At 34.7% G+C, this 17,453-nt stretch carries 22 protein-coding genes and 2 pseudogenes; 16 read left to right on the plus strand and 8 right to left on the minus strand.

Annotated features, from left to right (window positions below; translation table 11 throughout):
* Positions 1-27 precede the first annotated feature (27 nt).
* Positions 28-2,463 carry a glycoside hydrolase family 2 TIM barrel-domain containing protein gene (locus QM491_RS00115; RefSeq protein ID WP_283325231.1) on the plus strand — a complete coding sequence of 812 codons (2,436 nt, stop codon included), beginning with the start codon at positions 28-30 and terminating at the stop codon, positions 2,461-2,463.
* Positions 2,464-2,621: 158 nt separating this feature from the next.
* On the opposite strand, the gene QM491_RS00120 is transcribed toward QM491_RS00115, so the two are convergent.
* Positions 2,622-3,413 (minus strand): NUDIX hydrolase, encoded by a 792-nt coding sequence (locus QM491_RS00120; protein ID WP_283325232.1) that lies wholly within the window; start codon positions 3,411-3,413, stop codon positions 2,622-2,624.
* A 582-nt stretch (positions 3,414-3,995) separates the two neighbouring features.
* Between QM491_RS00120 and QM491_RS00125 the strand changes: the two genes are divergently transcribed.
* The 3 genes from QM491_RS00125 (at position 3,996) to QM491_RS00135 (ending at position 6,922) form a co-directional block, all read left to right on the plus strand.
* Positions 3,996-4,376, plus strand: coding sequence for a hypothetical protein (locus QM491_RS00125; RefSeq protein WP_283325233.1), 381 nt, complete (start codon positions 3,996-3,998; stop codon positions 4,374-4,376).
* Between the two features lie 129 nt (positions 4,377-4,505).
* A complete protein-coding gene (locus tag QM491_RS00130; protein WP_283325234.1) occupies positions 4,506-5,324 on the plus strand; it encodes an SDR family NAD(P)-dependent oxidoreductase in 819 nt (272 codons plus the stop codon).
* Between the two features lie 77 nt (positions 5,325-5,401).
* Positions 5,402-6,922, plus strand: a complete 1,521-nt coding sequence (locus QM491_RS00135; protein ID WP_283325235.1) for a hypothetical protein — start codon at positions 5,402-5,404, stop codon at positions 6,920-6,922.
* A gap of 150 nt (positions 6,923-7,072) precedes the next feature.
* Here QM491_RS00135 and QM491_RS00140 read toward each other — a convergent pair whose 3' ends face one another.
* The 6 genes and pseudogenes from QM491_RS00140 to QM491_RS00170 form a co-directional block, all read right to left on the minus strand.
* Entirely contained in the window at positions 7,073-8,077 is a 1,005-nt protein-coding gene (locus QM491_RS00140) for an NADP-dependent oxidoreductase (protein ID WP_283325236.1), read from the minus strand.
* Between the two features lie 5 nt (positions 8,078-8,082).
* The gene (locus QM491_RS00145) at positions 8,083-8,562 is read right to left on the minus strand and encodes a DinB family protein (RefSeq protein WP_283325237.1); all 480 of its coding nucleotides are present in this window, start codon (positions 8,560-8,562) and stop codon (positions 8,083-8,085) included.
* Positions 8,563-8,574: 12 nt separating this feature from the next.
* The gene (locus QM491_RS00150) at positions 8,575-9,498 is read right to left on the minus strand and encodes an alpha/beta fold hydrolase (RefSeq protein ID WP_283325238.1); all 924 of its coding nucleotides are present in this window, start codon (positions 9,496-9,498) and stop codon (positions 8,575-8,577) included.
* The gene (locus QM491_RS00155; RefSeq protein WP_283325239.1) at positions 9,491-9,856 is read right to left on the minus strand and encodes a DoxX family protein; all 366 of its coding nucleotides are present in this window, start codon (positions 9,854-9,856) and stop codon (positions 9,491-9,493) included. The genes QM491_RS00150 and QM491_RS00155 overlap by 8 nt, the downstream gene beginning before the upstream one ends.
* Before the next feature lie 8 nt (positions 9,857-9,864).
* Positions 9,865-10,424: pseudogene (locus tag QM491_RS00160) on the minus strand (NAD(P)H-dependent oxidoreductase).
* A 30-nt stretch (positions 10,425-10,454) separates the two neighbouring features.
* Positions 10,455-11,252, minus strand: a pseudogene (locus tag QM491_RS00170) (SDR family oxidoreductase).
* Positions 11,253-11,367: 115 nt separating this feature from the next.
* Here QM491_RS00170 and QM491_RS00175 point away from each other — a divergent pair.
* From QM491_RS00175 to QM491_RS00195, 5 genes are all read left to right on the plus strand, one after another.
* On the plus strand, positions 11,368-11,784 hold the full coding sequence (locus QM491_RS00175) for a winged helix-turn-helix transcriptional regulator (protein ID WP_283325242.1): 417 nt from the start codon (positions 11,368-11,370) through the stop codon (positions 11,782-11,784).
* Between the two features lie 135 nt (positions 11,785-11,919).
* Complete coding sequence (locus tag QM491_RS00180) at positions 11,920-12,144, plus strand: hypothetical protein (RefSeq protein WP_283325243.1); 225 nt, start codon at positions 11,920-11,922, stop codon at positions 12,142-12,144.
* A gap of 82 nt (positions 12,145-12,226) precedes the next feature.
* Positions 12,227-12,403 (plus strand): RHS repeat-associated core domain-containing protein, encoded by a 177-nt coding sequence (locus QM491_RS00185; protein WP_283325244.1) that lies wholly within the window; start codon positions 12,227-12,229, stop codon positions 12,401-12,403.
* Between the two features lie 190 nt (positions 12,404-12,593).
* Entirely contained in the window at positions 12,594-12,968 is a 375-nt protein-coding gene (locus tag QM491_RS00190) for a hypothetical protein (RefSeq protein WP_283325245.1), read from the plus strand.
* 32 nt (positions 12,969-13,000) lie between these two features.
* Positions 13,001-13,393: a hypothetical protein gene (locus QM491_RS00195; protein WP_283325246.1), complete on the plus strand. Its 393-nt coding sequence runs from the start codon at positions 13,001-13,003 to the stop codon at positions 13,391-13,393.
* Positions 13,394-13,571: 178 nt separating this feature from the next.
* Here QM491_RS00195 and QM491_RS00200 read toward each other — a convergent pair whose 3' ends face one another.
* Positions 13,572-13,835 (minus strand): NrtR DNA-binding winged helix domain-containing protein, encoded by a 264-nt coding sequence (locus QM491_RS00200; RefSeq protein WP_310589534.1) that lies wholly within the window; start codon positions 13,833-13,835, stop codon positions 13,572-13,574.
* Positions 13,836-13,851: 16 nt separating this feature from the next.
* On the opposite strand from QM491_RS00200, the gene QM491_RS00205 reads away from it, so the two are divergent.
* From QM491_RS00205 to QM491_RS00235, 7 genes are all read left to right on the plus strand, one after another.
* Positions 13,852-14,091 carry a hypothetical protein gene (locus QM491_RS00205; protein ID WP_283325247.1) on the plus strand — a complete coding sequence of 80 codons (240 nt, stop codon included), beginning with the start codon at positions 13,852-13,854 and terminating at the stop codon, positions 14,089-14,091.
* On the plus strand, positions 14,076-14,666 hold the full coding sequence (locus QM491_RS00210) for a hypothetical protein (RefSeq protein WP_283325248.1): 591 nt from the start codon (positions 14,076-14,078) through the stop codon (positions 14,664-14,666). The genes QM491_RS00205 and QM491_RS00210 overlap by 16 nt, the downstream gene beginning before the upstream one ends.
* 78 nt (positions 14,667-14,744) lie before the next feature.
* Positions 14,745-14,987 (plus strand): hypothetical protein, encoded by a 243-nt coding sequence (locus tag QM491_RS00215; protein ID WP_283325249.1) that lies wholly within the window; start codon positions 14,745-14,747, stop codon positions 14,985-14,987.
* Positions 14,932-15,432 carry a TonB-dependent receptor domain-containing protein gene (locus QM491_RS00220; RefSeq protein ID WP_283325250.1) on the plus strand — a complete coding sequence of 167 codons (501 nt, stop codon included), beginning with the start codon at positions 14,932-14,934 and terminating at the stop codon, positions 15,430-15,432. The genes QM491_RS00215 and QM491_RS00220 overlap by 56 nt, the downstream gene beginning before the upstream one ends.
* 100 nt (positions 15,433-15,532) lie before the next feature.
* Positions 15,533-15,805: a hypothetical protein gene (locus QM491_RS00225; protein ID WP_283325251.1), complete on the plus strand. Its 273-nt coding sequence runs from the start codon at positions 15,533-15,535 to the stop codon at positions 15,803-15,805.
* Between the two features lie 337 nt (positions 15,806-16,142).
* Positions 16,143-16,718, plus strand: a complete 576-nt coding sequence (locus QM491_RS00230; RefSeq protein WP_283325252.1) for a collagen-like protein — start codon at positions 16,143-16,145, stop codon at positions 16,716-16,718.
* Positions 16,719-16,846: 128 nt separating this feature from the next.
* Positions 16,847-17,350 carry a beta/gamma crystallin domain-containing protein gene (locus QM491_RS00235; protein WP_283325253.1) on the plus strand — a complete coding sequence of 168 codons (504 nt, stop codon included), beginning with the start codon at positions 16,847-16,849 and terminating at the stop codon, positions 17,348-17,350.
* Positions 17,351-17,453 lie beyond the last annotated feature (103 nt).

Here is a 17,453-nt window from a genome sequence, read left to right on the forward strand (position 1 = left end):
TCAGTCATAGTATAAAAACAATAAAGCATGATAAATAAAGCAATTTTGATAGTAGCAACTTTTTGTTGCATCATTTCTGTTAAAGCTCAGAACACCCGTTCTATAATTTTTGATGCAGATTGGCAGTTTAAAAAAGGAGAAAATAAGGACGCTAATAAAATTACATTTGATGCTTCCAACTGGAGAAAATTAGACCTTCCACATGATTGGAGCATCGAAGATTTGGATGAAACACCCTCAGATTCAGTAATTGGTCCTTTTTCGAAAAAATCGGCTGGCAAACATGCAACAGCGTGGACAGTTGGTGGTACTGCTTGGTATCGCAAGACTTTTACGCTAAGTAATACTTCTAAAGGTAAAAATGTCTTAATCCAATTTGATGGCGTTTATATGGATTCGGATGTCTGGATAAATGGACACCATCTGGGAAATCACAAACATGGCTATACATCTTTTATTTATGATTTGACTGACTACCTTAAACCCACAGGCGAAAAAAATGTGATTGCTGTTGAAGTAAAAAATCACGGCGACAATTCAAGATGGTATTCTGGCTCAGGCATTTATCGACACGTTTGGTTGCATATCCTCAATCCTACACATATCAAAGAATGGGGTGTTGCTATCACTGCCAACAATGTTTCTGAAAGCTCGGCAACAGTAAATATAACTACTCAGATTATCAATAGTTTACCAAATATGAGCCTAAAAGCTGAGGTTTATTCTGCTGATAATCTACTAATAAATACAACAACATTAGATGCTTCTAACAAAGAAAAGACGACGCTTTCAATCAATCTAAAAAATCCCAAATTGTGGAATATTGAAAATCCGTATCTACATCATGTAAAACTAACTTTGATGGCAAAAGGGAAAGTGCTCGATACTTACCATCAAACTTTCGGGATAAGAACTATTCACTTTGACGCTGAAAATGGTTTTACGCTCAATGGAAAAAGTATTAAATTAAAAGGAGGCTGCATTCATCATGACAATGGCCCTTTGGGGGCAGCAGCTTTTGATAGAGCCGAGGAACGTAAAATAGAATTACTCAAAGCAAATGGCTATAATGCAGTTCGTTTTTCACATAATTTGTATTCGCCCTATCTTTTGTCGGTATGTGATAAAATGGGCTTGCTGGTAGTTGATGAAGCTTTCGATATGTGGAATGTAGCCAAATCTCCTGATGATTATTCTAAATATTTTAAAGAAAATTGGAAATCAGATTTGGAAAATATGGTACTCCGAGACCGTAATCACCCATCTATTATTATGTGGAGTATTGGAAATGAGATTCCTGAAATTGCCGATACATTAGGTTATAAAACATCTAAGCAATTGGCCGATTTTGTACGAGCAATTGATAATACAAGACCTATTACCAATGCCATTCCCATTTTTATTGGTTTTCAAAAAGGCAAAAACTGGGACATGACAGCACCGTCCTTTGCCGCTCTTGATGTAGCTGGATACAATTATGCCCATGTTTTTTATGAAAATGACCACAAAAAATATCCAAATAGGGTAATGATGGCAACTGAAATGTTCCCACCCATGGCATTAGATAACTGGAATGCGGTAGAGAAAAATCCCTACGTAATTGGAATGTTTACTTGGGCTGCTATTGATTATTTGGGTGAAGCAGGCATCGGTCTTTCTCAACAAAGAAATAAAAATGAAAAAGCACCAGATTTTTCCACTGAGTTTATTGGGCCTCATTGGCCAGTTTTTAACTCATTTACGGGTGAACTTGATTTGATAGGAAATAAAAAAGTAGCTTCTCATTATCTTGATGTGGTGTGGCGTAGAAGTCCTATTGAGATGGTAGTCAGTAAACCGTTAGCATCAAACATGAAAGATTATCCAAGTTACTGGGGTTTTCCCGATGAATTGAAATCATGGACATTTCCAGGTCATGAGAATGATACTTTACAAGTAAGAGTTTTTACAAGGAGTGAAAAAGTAAGATTGGAGTTAAATGGCGTATTGCTCGAAGAACAAAAAATAGCCCCCAATTCCATCTCTACTTCCTTTAAAGTTCCTTACAGAGCAGGAAAATTAGTAGCTCGAAGTTTTGATGGCGACCGAGAAGTGTTAACAGAAACCTTATTTACCACTGGAAAACCCCATGCCATTCGTTTAAAAGCCGACAGAAATACAATTAAGGCCAACAATATAGACCTTTCATACATAACTGTAGAAATAATTGATGATGCTGGCAATGTAGTGCCTAATGTTGATAACACGCTGGTGAAATACGAGATTTCGGGAGAAGGAACTTTGGCAGGTGTGGCCAATGGAAACCCAAGAGATATGAGCAGTTTTCAAAAACCTGAAAAGAAAGTTTGGCGTGGCAAAGGTATGCTGATTGTAAAAGCAACTAACAAAACTGGAAAAATAACCATAAAAGCAGTAGCTAATGGGTTGAAAAGCGACCAAATTGCAATACAAACTTCAAACTAATGAACAATTTCTTTTAATTTCAGTCCTTTTTTGGTGTGGCTACAATTTACTTCATTGGGTCGTTTGTAGGATTTTCTGTTGATAATCGGGTGATAGATTCTAATCTATTCCACTAAAATATAGTTAGAGTTTGGTTTGATTACAACTTCTAAAAGCTACTACGTTCTATCTTTAAAGCGGTACAAATAAGGAGCTTTATTAGCAGCACCAGTAAACTTTTTTTCGAGACGCTCCAAAACATTAAATTCTAAGATTTTCTTCTGAAAATTTGTTCTATCATATTTTCTTTCAAATACCGTTTCATAGATTTCTTGAACATCTGCAATCGTAAATTTTTCTGGTAAAAGATTGAAAATATTTAATTTTTCATCAATATCCTTCCGCAAAGCTTTTAGCGCTTTTTCCAGAATCTCATTGTGATCCATTACTAAAGTAGGAAGTTCATGAATATCGTACCATTCTATCGATTCATCGAGAATACTTAATTGAGGTATAACCCTATTAATATCCACTAAGGCATAATAGCCTATTGAGATAAATCGCTTAGTAAACCAGTCATAATCCTTATTATTTTCAAGCTCCTCAGCACTTATATCCATTTGTTTTATGTACTCCAAGTTGAGGTCTTTTAGGAGATTTATAAATTCCTTGCTATTTCTATTTGCTTTCCCAAAAACTTGAAATTGCTCCAAATATATACCATCAATACTGGTTCTTTCACTTAAGATACGTTGAGCTGCTTGGTCTATATCCTCATCTTGTAATATAAAACCGCTTGGTAGTACATAAAAATTACCAGAATATGAGAGTTTAGGGATTAAAACTTTTAACTGTCTGTTTTGGTACCCAAAAATTACACAGTCAATGGATACCTGTGGTATAAAGTTTTGTTGGCTTAAATTAGACCATCTTGTAGATACTAATGCTTTTACTTTAAATTGTTTTTCCATTTATTTTTGATATTTCTTAACTAATACTCAATATGGATTTGGGCATTCCCCTATCGTATTATCAAAACTTGCTTAGTATCATATTTGGGTAGCTATCAGTTATGGATAATTTACAAATGTAGGATAAGCCATCTGTACTTAAATAAGTTTAGACAATATATGCTCATTTAATATTACTACAAAAGTATCTTTTATTGTGTATATTTTTATACAATATGCAAATATTATATAAAATAAAACTAAAATAGTTATGTATATGCCAAAAATATATTGTGTATGCAAATACACAATATGGTTATTATTTATAACTTTGTCTTGGAATAATAAAATAAATGATATTATTAGCAATACCAGTTCAAAGAGGAGCATGCTTTCAAACGGGTGAGGCTATTGCTTGGAATAAAGAGGGCAATCTTTCTTATCAATGGGGCATCGCAACCTCTATCGTATTTCAGTTGACGTTAAAACGGGATACGTATATTGGGCATAGGTAGGTCCAGAACAACGCTTCTTGATATTAATCTTTGGAATAGAATCTAAGTTGAAATAACAATCAAATTTTTAATCATAAAAAATAATCAAATGAAAAAAGTAAGTATAATACTGTTTGTATTTTTATTCGGAATTGTCATGAAAGGTTTCTCTCAAAGCACAAAACCAACAGATTTTTGGGCAGGAAAATGGGAGTTTACAGTAATGGGAACACCTGAAGGGGATTCAAAATTTACGACCGATTTAATTCGTAAAGAAGGAAAACTGACAGGGGATTTGTCTTCGCCTACAATGCCTTCTGGCGAAAAAATAGCGATAACAAAGATTGAAGAATCAGCAGAGAAAATTGTAATCTATTTTTCAGCAAAAGGGTTTGACATAAATCTTGAATTTAATAAAGTCGATGATAATAACCTGAAAGGCAGCATGATGAGTATGTTTGATGCTAAAGGTATAAGAATTAAAGAGTAAGAGTATTTTTTTATCTATCCAATTTTTAAAACATAGTTATGTAGATAAAGGCGATTGCAATAAAATCGCCTTTTCTTTAAGATTTTAATCCAATTTGACGAATAATTCTCGTCTAAAAAAGCCAAAGTTATGCAAGTATCCAATAAAACCATTATCGTTACAGGGGCAGGAAATGGTATAGGACGTGAATTGACATTGCTTTTACTCCGAAAAAACGCAAATGTAGTAGGCGTTGATATTAACATCAATGCACTCAATGAAACTCAAAAAATAGCTAAGGTAAGCGATGAACGCTTTAAGAGTTTTGCATTAGATATTACAGATAAAGCCAAAGTGGAAGCGCTGCCTGATGAAGTTTTAAATCACTTCAAAACGGTGGATGGTATCATCAATAATGCAGGAATTATCCAGAAATTTATTACCGTAAATGAAATTAGCATAGATGATATTAATCGAGTAATGAATGTCAATTTTTATGGAACGGTGTACCTCACGAAGGCTTTTCTTCCACTATTTTTAGAACGTCCAGAAGCACATATTGTGAATATTTCGAGTATGGGGGGCTTTATTCCATTTCCCAAACAGACAATTTATGGAGCTGCAAAAGCGGCTGTAAAAATCTTTACTGAAGGGCTTTATGCCGAATTAAAGGATACGAATGTAAAAGTTACCGTAGTTCATCCCGGAGCAATAGCCACCAATATCACTGAAAACTCAGGATTAGGAAAATCCAAAATTGATTTATCTGACCCCAAAAATGCTGCTGATGCTAATAAAATGGCACTTTCACCTACTAAAGCCGCTGAATTAATCATTCGAGCAATGGAGAAAAATAAGTTTCGAGTAACAGTTGGTAAAGACGCTACAATATTAGATATTTTTTATCGCCTTAGCCCAAGACTTGCGACGAATCTCATCGGTAAAATGATGAAAAAGGTAGAAATGTAAATCGTAATATGCTATTATTAAGTGAGATAACTTTTTTACAGTATCCAAAATCATCCTTTTAACTAAAGTCTTTAGGCATGAAAATTAAACCGTTTTTCTTGAGCATAAGTATTGTATTGGTACTTTGCTTTTCTTCTTTTGCTCAAAACTCAGAAAGTTCAAAGGCTATCAACTTAAAACAAATGAAGTTGATTGGTCAAGTGGACGAACGCTATCAGTCTTTTAATGTAGAGATGTGCGAAGTAATAGGAGGCGATTTCTGGATTCCTTATAATTTGATAGATTCTGTCAGAAAAATTTCTAAAAAAACAGGCTTTGCCGCTTTGAAATGGAAAATTGAGCCAATCAATTTATATGAGAAAAAACTTAGAAACTTAGCCGCTGCTTTAGGCCCAACTTATGTACGAGTAAGTGGAACTTGGGCAAATGCCATTTATTTTCAAGATAACGACGACGCACCTTTAGCGAATCCGCCAGCAGGTTTTAAAAATATCCTTACTCGCAGCCAGTGGAAAGGAGTTGTTGATTTCTGTAAAGCCATTGATGGCAAATTGGTAAGTTCGTTTCCCATAAGTGAAGGCGTAAGAGACAATGAGGGCAATTGGTCGCCAAAATCTGTAAAATCTATCATGGATTACACCAAGTCAATCGGTGGCGAAATTGTAGCTGCAGAAATGTTCAACGAACCTTCACACGCCAATCATGGCGATGCCCCAAAAGGCTACAATGGAGAAACCTACGCAAAAGATTTTTCTGTATTTGAAGAATTCTCTAAAAAAGAGTTTCCCAACATGAAGATTTTAGGCCCTGGCTCTACAGGCGAAGGTGGTATTTTGCCTTCTGGTTTAGATATTCCTATTGATAAAATATTGGGAGCTTCGCCAAAACCTACGTTCGAGGTATTTACTTATCATTATTATGGCACAGTGTCACAACGCTGCATGGGCGGACAAAAACCTGCTATGGCATTGTCGAACGAATGGTTGAGTAAAACAGAAAAAGGGCTTGAGTTTTATCAAAATATGAGAGATAAATATATGCCGAACACTCCTATTTGGTTGACCGAAACAGCCGAAACGGCTTGTGGGGGTAATCCGATGGCGGCTACTTATATTGATACTTTTCGCTATTTAGAACAATTAGGACGACTTGCCAAAAAAGGTGTACAAGTAGTAATGCACAATACGCTCGCTCGAAGTGAATACGCCTTACTCGACCACGATACGCATACACCAAGACCGAACTATTGGGCGGCACTATTATGGAATAAATTGATGGGACCTCAAGTATTTGAGGCAGGAACATCCAAAGATGGCGTAGATATTTTTGTCCATAATTTAAAAGGAAAATCAAATGGTAGAGCCGTATTAGTAGTAAATACAAACGATACAAATACTACAATAGAAGTACCTTCTGGCGGAAAAATATATTTGCTCACTGCAGAAGAACTCCTTACGAAAAAAGTAAAACTCAATGGAAAGGAATTGTTACTTACCCAAGATGATACGATTCCAGCCATTAAAGGAGAACCCTTAAAAAAAGGGAATGTACAATTGCCTGCCCATAGTATTGCGTTTTTGGCTTTTACTAATATTTAAGAGGCTATCCATTAATATGAGTTAGTCTAGTTTTGCCAACTTATTTTGAAAATAAAAGACCTCCTTCTTTTGTGAATTACAACCAGCACAAAAATAGGAGGTTTTATTATGCTGGAAATCCCGCTAGTCCAGCTTAATCAAGGAAACAAACTACTTCATCTTTACCACAACTTTTCCTTTAGCTCGACCCGTTTCTACGTAAGTCAATGCTTCGTTCGTTTGTTCAAATGGAAATACTTTATCAACGATTGGCTTAATGATATCAGCCTCAATTAATTTCGTAATTTCGCCTAATGCTTTGCCGTCTGCACGCATAAACAAAAATTTAAAATTGACATTTTGCTTTTTAGCTATTCGTCGAGCTGAGAAACTCAATAAATTCATAATCACTTGAAAAGGCCAAGCTAAACCAATTTCTTTGGCTAATTCGGCTGTGGGTGGTCCCGTCAAAGTAACCAATGTGCCACCAGGCTTTAAAATTTTCAAAGAATCTTCAAGTACTTTAGCATCTCTGTTGCTATGAAGTACCACGTCATAATCTTTTAAAATAGTTGCAAAATCCTGTGTTTTGTAGTCTATCACTAAGTCAGCTCCCAATTTCTTTACCAAAGCCGTATTGGCAGAACTTGTGGTAGTGGCAACGTAAGCACCTATATGTTTTGCCAATTGAATAGCAAAAGTCCCAACGCCACCAGAACCAGCCTGAATAAATACCTTTTGACCTTTTTTCAAGTTTGAAATTTCTACGAGTGCTTGCCAAACAGTAAGTCCAACCAAAGGAATAGAAGCAGCTTCTTCCATTGAAAGGTTTGTAGGTTTCAATGCCAAATCATTTTCTTGTACAGCAATCTGTTCTGCAAATGTTCCTATTCTGTGGTCACCCACTCTTGAATAAACCTCATCTCCTACTTTAAATTTTGAAACCTTTGCCCCCACTTTGGTTATGATTCCTGACATATCGTGACCATTTATAAATGGGGTTTTGTAAGGTAGAAATATTTTAAACTCCCCATTTTTAACCAATGAATCCAACAAATTCACCCCTGCACTGTGAATTTGAACCAATACCTCATTTTCTTTTATAGTTGGTACACTTACATCTGTTAAATGTAATGATTCTTTTTTGCCGTATTTTTTTACGATGAATGCTTTCATAATTTTTATTTTCTTAAAAGTGAAATTTGTCCTATATGATACGAAAGATGATTACTTCTACTCAATACCACGTTTAATCTATTGCGATGTGGTTCGGTTGCAAAGTCTTCATCAGATACAGCTGTGTGCTTTTCAAACCACTGCTCATCTGTAAGTGATTCCAAATGTGTAACAAGTAACTGATGTACTTCTTCCCATTGTTGTTTTAACTGAGCAATTGAGGGCTTCAGCAATCCTGATTTATCTGGTTTTTTAATAAATACCTCCATCAACTCAGGGTATAAACTATCTCTTAATCCAAGCAAAGGAAGCATATTGTCGTGTACCGCAATAAGATGCCCTAACAGATAATGACCAGAATTTTTAGTTGGTACAATTTCTTGTAGCAAGTCATTTTCTGGCAACTCATTTAATAATTTTGAAGCGCTTTTTAAAGAGCGTTTAAACCCATCTAATACAATTTTTATAGCTAAATGATTATCCATTTTCATCTTGATTTATTTGTTTAGAAACTCAATGGCTTGAGGAATAAACTCTTGATGATATTGGAAAATACCACCGTGACCTGAGTTTGGGTATATTTTTAGCGTAGCATTTGGAAATCGCCTTGCCATATCGTAAGAATTTGGTGTTGGCACCATTCTATCAGCATCGCCATTAGCAATAAAAACGGGCAATTTGAAAACGCTCAAATCGGCAGGTTGCTCATGTCCCCATGTTTCAATAGCTTTTAATTGGGCTTTTAATACACTCAATTTAACTTTTTTATCACGGTTTTCTTTTCTTTCTTTTAATCTTTTTAAGAAATCTTTTGCCGCAACTTTACCAACTTCATTTTGAGTAAAAAATAAATAAAACTTAGGGTCTCTGAAAGAAAAAACTCCTTTAAAAATATCTTTATAAGTTAAACCCACCACATCACTAACGCCTGCTCCACCTCTTGGCCCTGTTCCTGCAAGAATTGCTTTGCGAACCAATTGAGGTTCTACCAAAAGTAATTCTTGAGTAATGAATCCCCCCATCGAAAATGCCAAAATATCAACTTTCTTGTAACCCAAGGCATGAATAAAAGCAATAGCGTCTGTTGCCATGTCGGCAATACTAGTTCCTTGTTTGCCCGTCGTTGCGCCAACGCCTCTGTAATCAAAAGAAATTATTTGACGAGTCTGGGCAATGGCATCCATAATTCTTGGGTCGCAATTATCAAGGTTTGCCGTTAGATGGTTAAAATAAATCACTGGAATATCTCCTGTTTTGCCATAAGAGCGATAAGCGACCTTAATACCATTAGCTTCTACAAACTGCGTAGGAACTGTTGCGTAGGTATATTGTCCATTATTACTCATATCCGTAGTATTTTGAGAATGTGCCGTACTGATAAATCCGATTAAAAGTAAAGCCGTTACTAGTATTTTAAGCATTTTTAATTTTTGAATAATAAATATTTGATACCGTAAGAATTACAAGATTTATTAACGGAACAACAAGATTTGCAGTTGGGTCACCTACCATATAATGAATGATAGCAGCCGAAATATAAAGTATCCCAAATCCTGCGTAGGCCCATTCTTTCATTTTTGCAGGAAAAAAAGGCACTATTAAAACTATTGCACCGACGAGTTTTGAAATCCCAACTTGTATCCTAAAATATGCAGGAAAGCCAAAGTGCTTATAAGATTCTACTATTTTTATATCCGTAAAATACCAATAGACAGCAAGTAAAGAGCCTAGACTTATCAATGCTGTGGTAACCCAGTAAATAATTTTATCTTGTTTCATGGCATGGCTTATGCAATTGTTTCTAAATATCCTTTTCTGAGTTCATCAGTCCCACTTGAGACTTGACCAAAAAAAGTAATTTCAGTATCTATACCACAAAATCCAAAAACACCGTCATCAATTATACGTTGTTGTGCTGTGTTCATTTGGGTAACTTCATATACAGCTGTAGGAGTATTGGTATTGATGTAAACTTTTGCAGTTTTGCCCTTTAACAAAGCTTCTGCTCCATTTTCAGAAATACTAAAAGCGAATCCATACGAAAAAACTCTATCAATAAAGCCTTTTAACATTGCAGGCATTTGTCCCCACCACATTGGATATACCACCGTCAAATGGTCTGCCCAAGTAATCATCTCTTGATATTTCTTCACATCGTCGGGCATTGCTTGTCCCATAAATTGGTGGGCAATATCGGCCTTCCTAAAACGGGATTAAATTGCTCGCCATATAAATCGATGATTTTCACTTCGTCACCACTGGCAATGGCTTTTTTTTCAACTTCATCTACAATTGCTTTTGTAAAACTTTTGGGGTTCAAATGCGAAAAGATAATTAAATGTTTCATTTTGTTATTTTTTTCAATGTTAAAGAATGCTTACTTGTTCAACTGTTTTAGTACATTTTTTTCTAAAAGCTCATAAGCAAAATGTTGCAAATTGATTAATATAGAAGTGCCTTTACCTACAATATTTCTGAATTGAGGATTATCTGTTTGGACTACTTTAAGAATTTTATCTACTACGAGTTTGGGGTCTTCGGCTTTATCTAATAATTCGTCAGAGAATTTTTGAATTTTATTTCTTAGAGAGTTGTAGTCTACAATTTTATTTACGGCAGCAGAAGAGTTATTTATAATATTCGTCTTAAAAGCAGCTGGTTCAATCATTGAAACATCAATATTGAACTCATTCAATTCATAACGCAATGATTTGAAGTACCCTTCTAAAGCGTGTTTGGAAGCAGCATAATAGGCGGTATTAGGAAATGAAACAAGCCCAATGATTGAACCTATGGTGATGATTTTACCAGATTTTTGTTTTCTGAAATGTGGTAAAATTGCGTTTGTGACCTTGATAGTCCCCCAAAAGTTAGTTTCTTATTGTTGTCTTCCTAGCTCAATTGGTGTTTCCTCAGCAATCCCTGACACATAAAACCCTGCATTATTGATAAGAACATCCAATTGAGTGGTTACTTTGAAAAGCCTTTCTGAAAAAGTATTTATCGACTGTTCAGAGTCTAGATCCAATGCAATCATTTTGAAAGGTAACGTTGACGCATATTTCTCAGGGTTGCGACTTGTACCAATTACATTATAACCCTTGCTATGAAGCTCGTTTGCTACAAGCAAACCAAAGCCCGAAGAAGCACCTGTTATTAAAATTGTTAGTTTCATTATTTACCTTTGAATATTAATCCCTAAATTTACTTGCATTTTGCAAGTGACAGCACAAAGGTATATTTATTTACTTGCAAAATGCAAGTGTATTTTGAATTAATTTTTAAGAAAAATGAAAAAAACAGCCAAAAGGTCAGAATGCCCTGTAAGTTCATCACTTGATATTTTTGGTGATAAGTGGTCATTACTTATCATGCGAGATATGATATTTTATAATAAATCTACATTTGGTGACTTTTTAAAATCGGAAGAAAAAATAGCCACTAACATATTGACTTCAAGGCTATTAAACCTTGAAGAACATAACATAATAGAGAAATTAGAACACCCCGACAGCAAGGCTAAGATGCTTTATAAACTCACAGAAAAGGGAATAGATTTATTGCCAGTAATAGTAGAAATACAACTTTGGGCTAATAAGTATTTAACGTTACCAGATTCGATAAAAGCAATAATTGAGGAAGGTAAGAAGGATAAAGAAGGGTTTATCAAAACTTTAACAAATCAATTGAAACAAGGTATAAAATAAAGTTGACAAACATGCCTGATATGCACTTTGTTATGGGGATAAGGATAAAGGGAAAACAGAGAAACCCTTTTTAATGGAGGATATAAAAATTCTAAAGGTCAATATTATTATCCTTCAATAGATGTATCAATGACGATGTCTGACGAGGGGAAACAAATTTATAATCAGGAATCGCTCAAGCAAGTTGCTATATCTCTTATACCAATAAGAAGGATTTTAAAATTTTGGGGTGCTAAAGCTGATTTAGCATTTTTAGGAAAGATATTAGGAGTGGCTGGAAGAGCGGAAAGGTTTGTAGTATTTGACATAAGTGGAGAAGGTCATACAGCAAAATATTTAGCTTCAGTTTTTCACTGCTAGTGCTGGCTTCCAAGCCAGTACTAGCAAATTCTCAGGATTCCAATCCATAAAACCTTCATCAATCCCGAGCAAAATTTAGTAAATGAGAATAGGTATAATTGCGAGAAGATTGGGTGATGGTGCAAGGATGTATTACCCTGAGTTGGGTAGATGGATGACAATTGACCTGCTGGCTGAAAAATATTACCTGCTTTCACCTAATAACTATGCGTATAATAACCCACTTCGTTTTATAGATCCAGATGGGATGCCAAGATAGATAGACAAAAAGGTTTTTATTACTCAAACGACTATCAAAGCTCAATAGTAAAGAAACGACAGGGTTGGTTACATTCGAAAATTTGAATGCTCTTCAAAAGGATTTAACACATTTAACTTAACTTTTGGAGCGGAAGCAGGTGGTGGTGCTGAAAATCAGTCGAACAACATTATTGAATGAAGAATAAAATATGGGACAGAAAAAAATCTTTTGGATTGTAATAGGAATACTTTTTCTAATATCAACATATTATCTTTTTGACTTAATGGAAAAGAACCAAGAAGATGATTTTATTGATAATTCTTATCAATATGTTCTAAAAATCAAACCAAAACAAGATGATAGTAATAAAGGGTATTACTCTTATCTATGTATTGATTTACAAGGTAAAAATACCAGTTTTATGATTGGTAGTAGAGTATTTTATAATAAGGTTTTGGTTGGAGATACAATTGAAAAGAAAAAGGGAGTATCCTTTATTTTATTAAAAAGGGAACATTTGATACTAAAGATACCCGTTACCTTTAATTATATCAATAAAGTTGATACAGTCCTAGTTAGATAGAACCTTCTTTTTTACTTGTGTAATGGTGTTACATGAAAAATAAAAATTTAATTTTCACAATCTTAGGTTTCGTAGGAATATTGGTCTTTAAATTTATAATAGAGCCAATGGCTATAAAATCTGCAAACGATACATTTATTAATGATTCCTATTTGTACCTACTTATTTCAAAGCCAAATGAAGATGAAGGAGACAAAGGGACTTATAAATATCACTGTGTAGATTTAGACAAAAAATCACATTGGTATAAAAAAAGATTCGATCCCGAAATAAGTGGTAGAAAATTATATCGGGCATTAATAGTAGGTGATACCATCCAGAAGAACAAAGGGTCATCGTTTATCTTGCTTAAAAGAAAGAAATTAGTATTAAACATACCTGCTGTTGACTTTAATAGTGATGTAGATACAATTTTGGTTAGATAGATATAAGGAACCCGCACCACGAAGATGTCAACTTCGTGGTGCGGTGATGTTTCAAATGTTTTGGCTCAAATAACTCTAGTGATACTTTGACTTTCAAAACCAATATCAACAACTTTTTGATTTTATGCAGTTCTATCAAAAGTCAAGAGGACTTCGACAAGATGAAAACTTTGGTATCTTATTTTTTGACTCTGTATAGATATGGAGCTTTATTTTTGGCTCCAGTAAATTTTTTCTCTAATCTCTCTAAAACATCTAATTCAAGTATTTTCTTTTGAAAGTTAGTTCTGATAAAAGTCTTCTCAAGAATAGTTTCATAAATATCTTGGATTTCTTTCATGGTAAACTGCTCTGGTAATAAATTATAAATATTTGAAAGCTCATTAATATCAGATTTAAGACATGGCTGGAGAATCAGCAATAATTTTAAATACTCTAACAAGTCTTCTCAATGGAATATGCAATATGTACTTGGGGTAGGTGCTACTGGTATTGATGCTACAGGTTTACCGGGTATGTGGGGCAATGTTGGTGCAAATACTTTATTTGGTACACCAAGAATTGGTACGTTGAGTGTAAAAAATGCACTAATAGGAGAAGAATATTACAGAAGTACTCAAACTGCTCCAGGCGTATTTAGTACTCCATTGGACAAGCTACCTAATAATGGCTTTTTTTTGGTATGGGTAATGCCCTGAATGTGAATGTAGATGAAATTATTGATCAATTAGAAATTCATAAACAAATAGGTAAATCAAATTTTACATTTGGAACCTATTTTGGAAGATCGAAAGTAGATCATGAAAGTGGTTTTGCAGGACAATACTTGTCAACATTAGAGAACCGTCCTTCTCCATTAGCCGTAAGCGTTACCGCTCCTAATGGTACTGTAACTCAAGTAACAACCCCTTATGGATATAAAAATAATGAGATTTTTTATGCTCATAATATATTGACGAATAATAGATTAGATGTATTTTTTGGACAAACCTCCCCTATTGGGAATAAATTCACTTTAGATTATGGCTTTAGGTACAACTATACGCAGTTTGTAGGAAATGCCGAAGCTCAAAGTACCAGCCAGTTAGATTTCCCTCTTTTGTTTGCAGGTGGATATGACAAAAATCCATTAACAGAGTATGATAATTTATCCTTAGTTGCTACAACTCCTTGGTCTTATGATAGAGTTTATAAAAGTCTATCATTTTCAAGTGCTTTAAACTATAAAATTAGCGATAAACAAGCAGTGTATGTACGATACTCTATTGGTTAGAAAGCACCAGATATTAGCCGAATCACACAGCCTCGCACAAAAGAATCTTCGGAGTATCTATATCTTGAACCAATTAAAATGAACCAGATTGAACTTAGTTACAAAGTACAAACCGATAAATTCAATTTGTTCGTAACACCATTTCATAGTCAAATTAGTAATTTAGCCGAATCTGCTTTTGCCAACGATACCATTCCAAATACATTTTACAATACTCCTCCTTTGTACAGCAACCAAAGGTCTATTGGTATAGAATTCGAAAGCAATGTCAAAATTTCTACAAACTTCAATATACGAGGGAATCCCAAAGTACGTTTATAAAAGTTTTGGGGATGTAGGTAACCCTGGAAAAGCGGATGATAAAATTATAGAAATAAAAGATGCATCTATTCCTTTGACACCAAAGGTACTTGCTTCAATAACTCCAAGCTATAGCACTGAAAGATTCAACACTTCTCTATCATGGAGATATGTTGGGAGGTCTCCTGCAAACTCATTCGGTGCTTTTGATATGGCAGCTTATAATCAATTAGATTTTACTTTCGGATATAACCTAACCAAAAACATCAATACCAATTTTAATATCAACAACGTGTTGAATACCCTTGGTGTTACTGGATGGTATCCGCCCGGAGGATTTCCAGCAAGTACAACGCCTGAAAATTTTATCAAAGCACAACGTGATGCAAATCCAAATGCTGTTTGGGGAGCTCGCACTACACAACCCAGAGCATTTTATTTGACCATAAGTTATAACTTTAATTAAGCATAATCCAGCAATCAGAGTACATTAACAAATGTCTTTGATTGCTGGATTAATTCAATTTTAAAACCTTAGTTTTTATTGACATTCACATATCAAACCAATGAAAATCTCTCAAATACTACTAACAGCCATTTTTTGTTTTACTGTATGTTTAGTTCATGCACAAGATAATTTGAAAGGTAAATACCAATTATCCACAAAGGATACTGTATTTTTAAAACCTTATGTCGACCAAGACGAATGGCGTAATACGCCTGTTCGCCACCGTTATGTACATGGTGGATTTGAAGGTACAGAAACACGTTTTTCATTTTATTTTCCAGAAAAACAACACTATCAAGGTCGTTTTTTCCAATACATTACGCCACCCTGAACAACGTACCAAAGATTTATTGTCGAGCATGACGCCTGATGAAAAAATCACGCAATTATAATGTATTTGGTCTCAAAAGAGCTTTACAGCAACTTATTTGAAGACTTAAATCCCACACTAAATTTACTAGACTTAGAAAAGTATTTATCAGATTAAAAGATCAAGGCTATAAAAATCAAGAGCATTACTTGGGTATTGAGTTGAGCAACACATCCACTTTCTATCCCTAAAATCGGCGTTTTATCCCAGAAATTTTGTAGCCTTTACTGGTCAATCTAAATTCATTGTATAATCGAATCTTAAGCAATTAAACACTCGGCGGAGGTACGCAATAGCAATGAAAAAAACATCTTTTCTGTCAGTAATTTTATCAGTATTGTGTTGTGGTTTACTATTTACAAATTGTAAAGGTCCAGAAGGCGGAGTTGGCCCTGCTGGCCCCGCTGGAGTGGCCGGACCAGCGGGGCCGGCTGGTGCAACAGGACCTGCTGGGCAAACTGGTAATGCCAACGTGATTCAAATCTCATACGCAGCCAAAACTTGGACGGCTACAAAAGGTTCAGGTCAACAATTTATTTTACCTTCTAATGTCACGACTGCAATAATGAATAGTAGTGCTATATTAGTCTATATGACCAATGCCACACCAAATAACGCAACCTCTTATGGTTGGTATGCTATCCCTGGTATTGTCCCAGCAAATGGAGTTGAACATGAATTATACTATGAAACAACTTTTGGTGGAAACACCGCAGGAATAAATATTTATAGAAAAGTAGCTTCTACAGTATCACTTTCAGCTTCAACTCGTATCGTAATTATCCCCGCAAATGATATCCGCGGTGGTCGTAAAGCAGCGGTAGATTTCTCAGATTATAATGCTGTAAAAGCCTATTATAACTTAGAGGATTAAAATAATTTGTTAAAAGCAGGATGCTGAAAATGCTGATTTAGAGTAGGTAAACAATCTTATTATTTGTAATCATGAAGCCAAAAGTAATCTTATCAATTATCATATTAACATTTTTAGTTGTAACAAAAATGTCCGCTCAAGTATCTCTCTACAAATCAAACAACTATACAGGTGAAAAACTTGAGATTTCAAGTAGTTGGGAGGCTAGTAGCAATAAAGCATGGAATGACAATATTAATTCAATAAAAATACCAAAAGGTTATAGGGTAACTATTTATGAGCACTATGCAGGAATTGAAGGAATGAGCCTCGAATTGACTTCAGATTGGGTAGCTGACAGTAAATGGAAAAATAAGATTAGTAACATAAAGGTGATTGCTCCTATTCAGTTATTTACATCAAAAAATTTCACAGGTAATCAACTTTCGATTACAACAAACTGGTCGGCTGCAAGTAATATGGCTTGGAATGACAAAATCAATTCTATCAAGGTTCCAAAAGGTTATAAAATCATTATTTACGAAAATGGGCCTACGAATGGAAAAAGCCTTGAATTAACCTCAGATTGGGTTGCCGATGGTGATTGGACTAACAAAATAAGCAATATCAATGTAGTGGCGTCTCCTAAATAGTTTATATCTTACAAAATTGCTTTTTTGTGAAATATATTATAAAACACCTTTTTCTTTTCAGGCAAAACAGAAAAGAAAAAGGTGTTTTTATGTCAAATTTATA

It is taken from the genome of Flectobacillus longus, from assembly GCF_030056705.1.
Lineage (GTDB): Bacteria > Bacteroidota > Bacteroidia > Cytophagales > Spirosomataceae > Flectobacillus > Flectobacillus longus.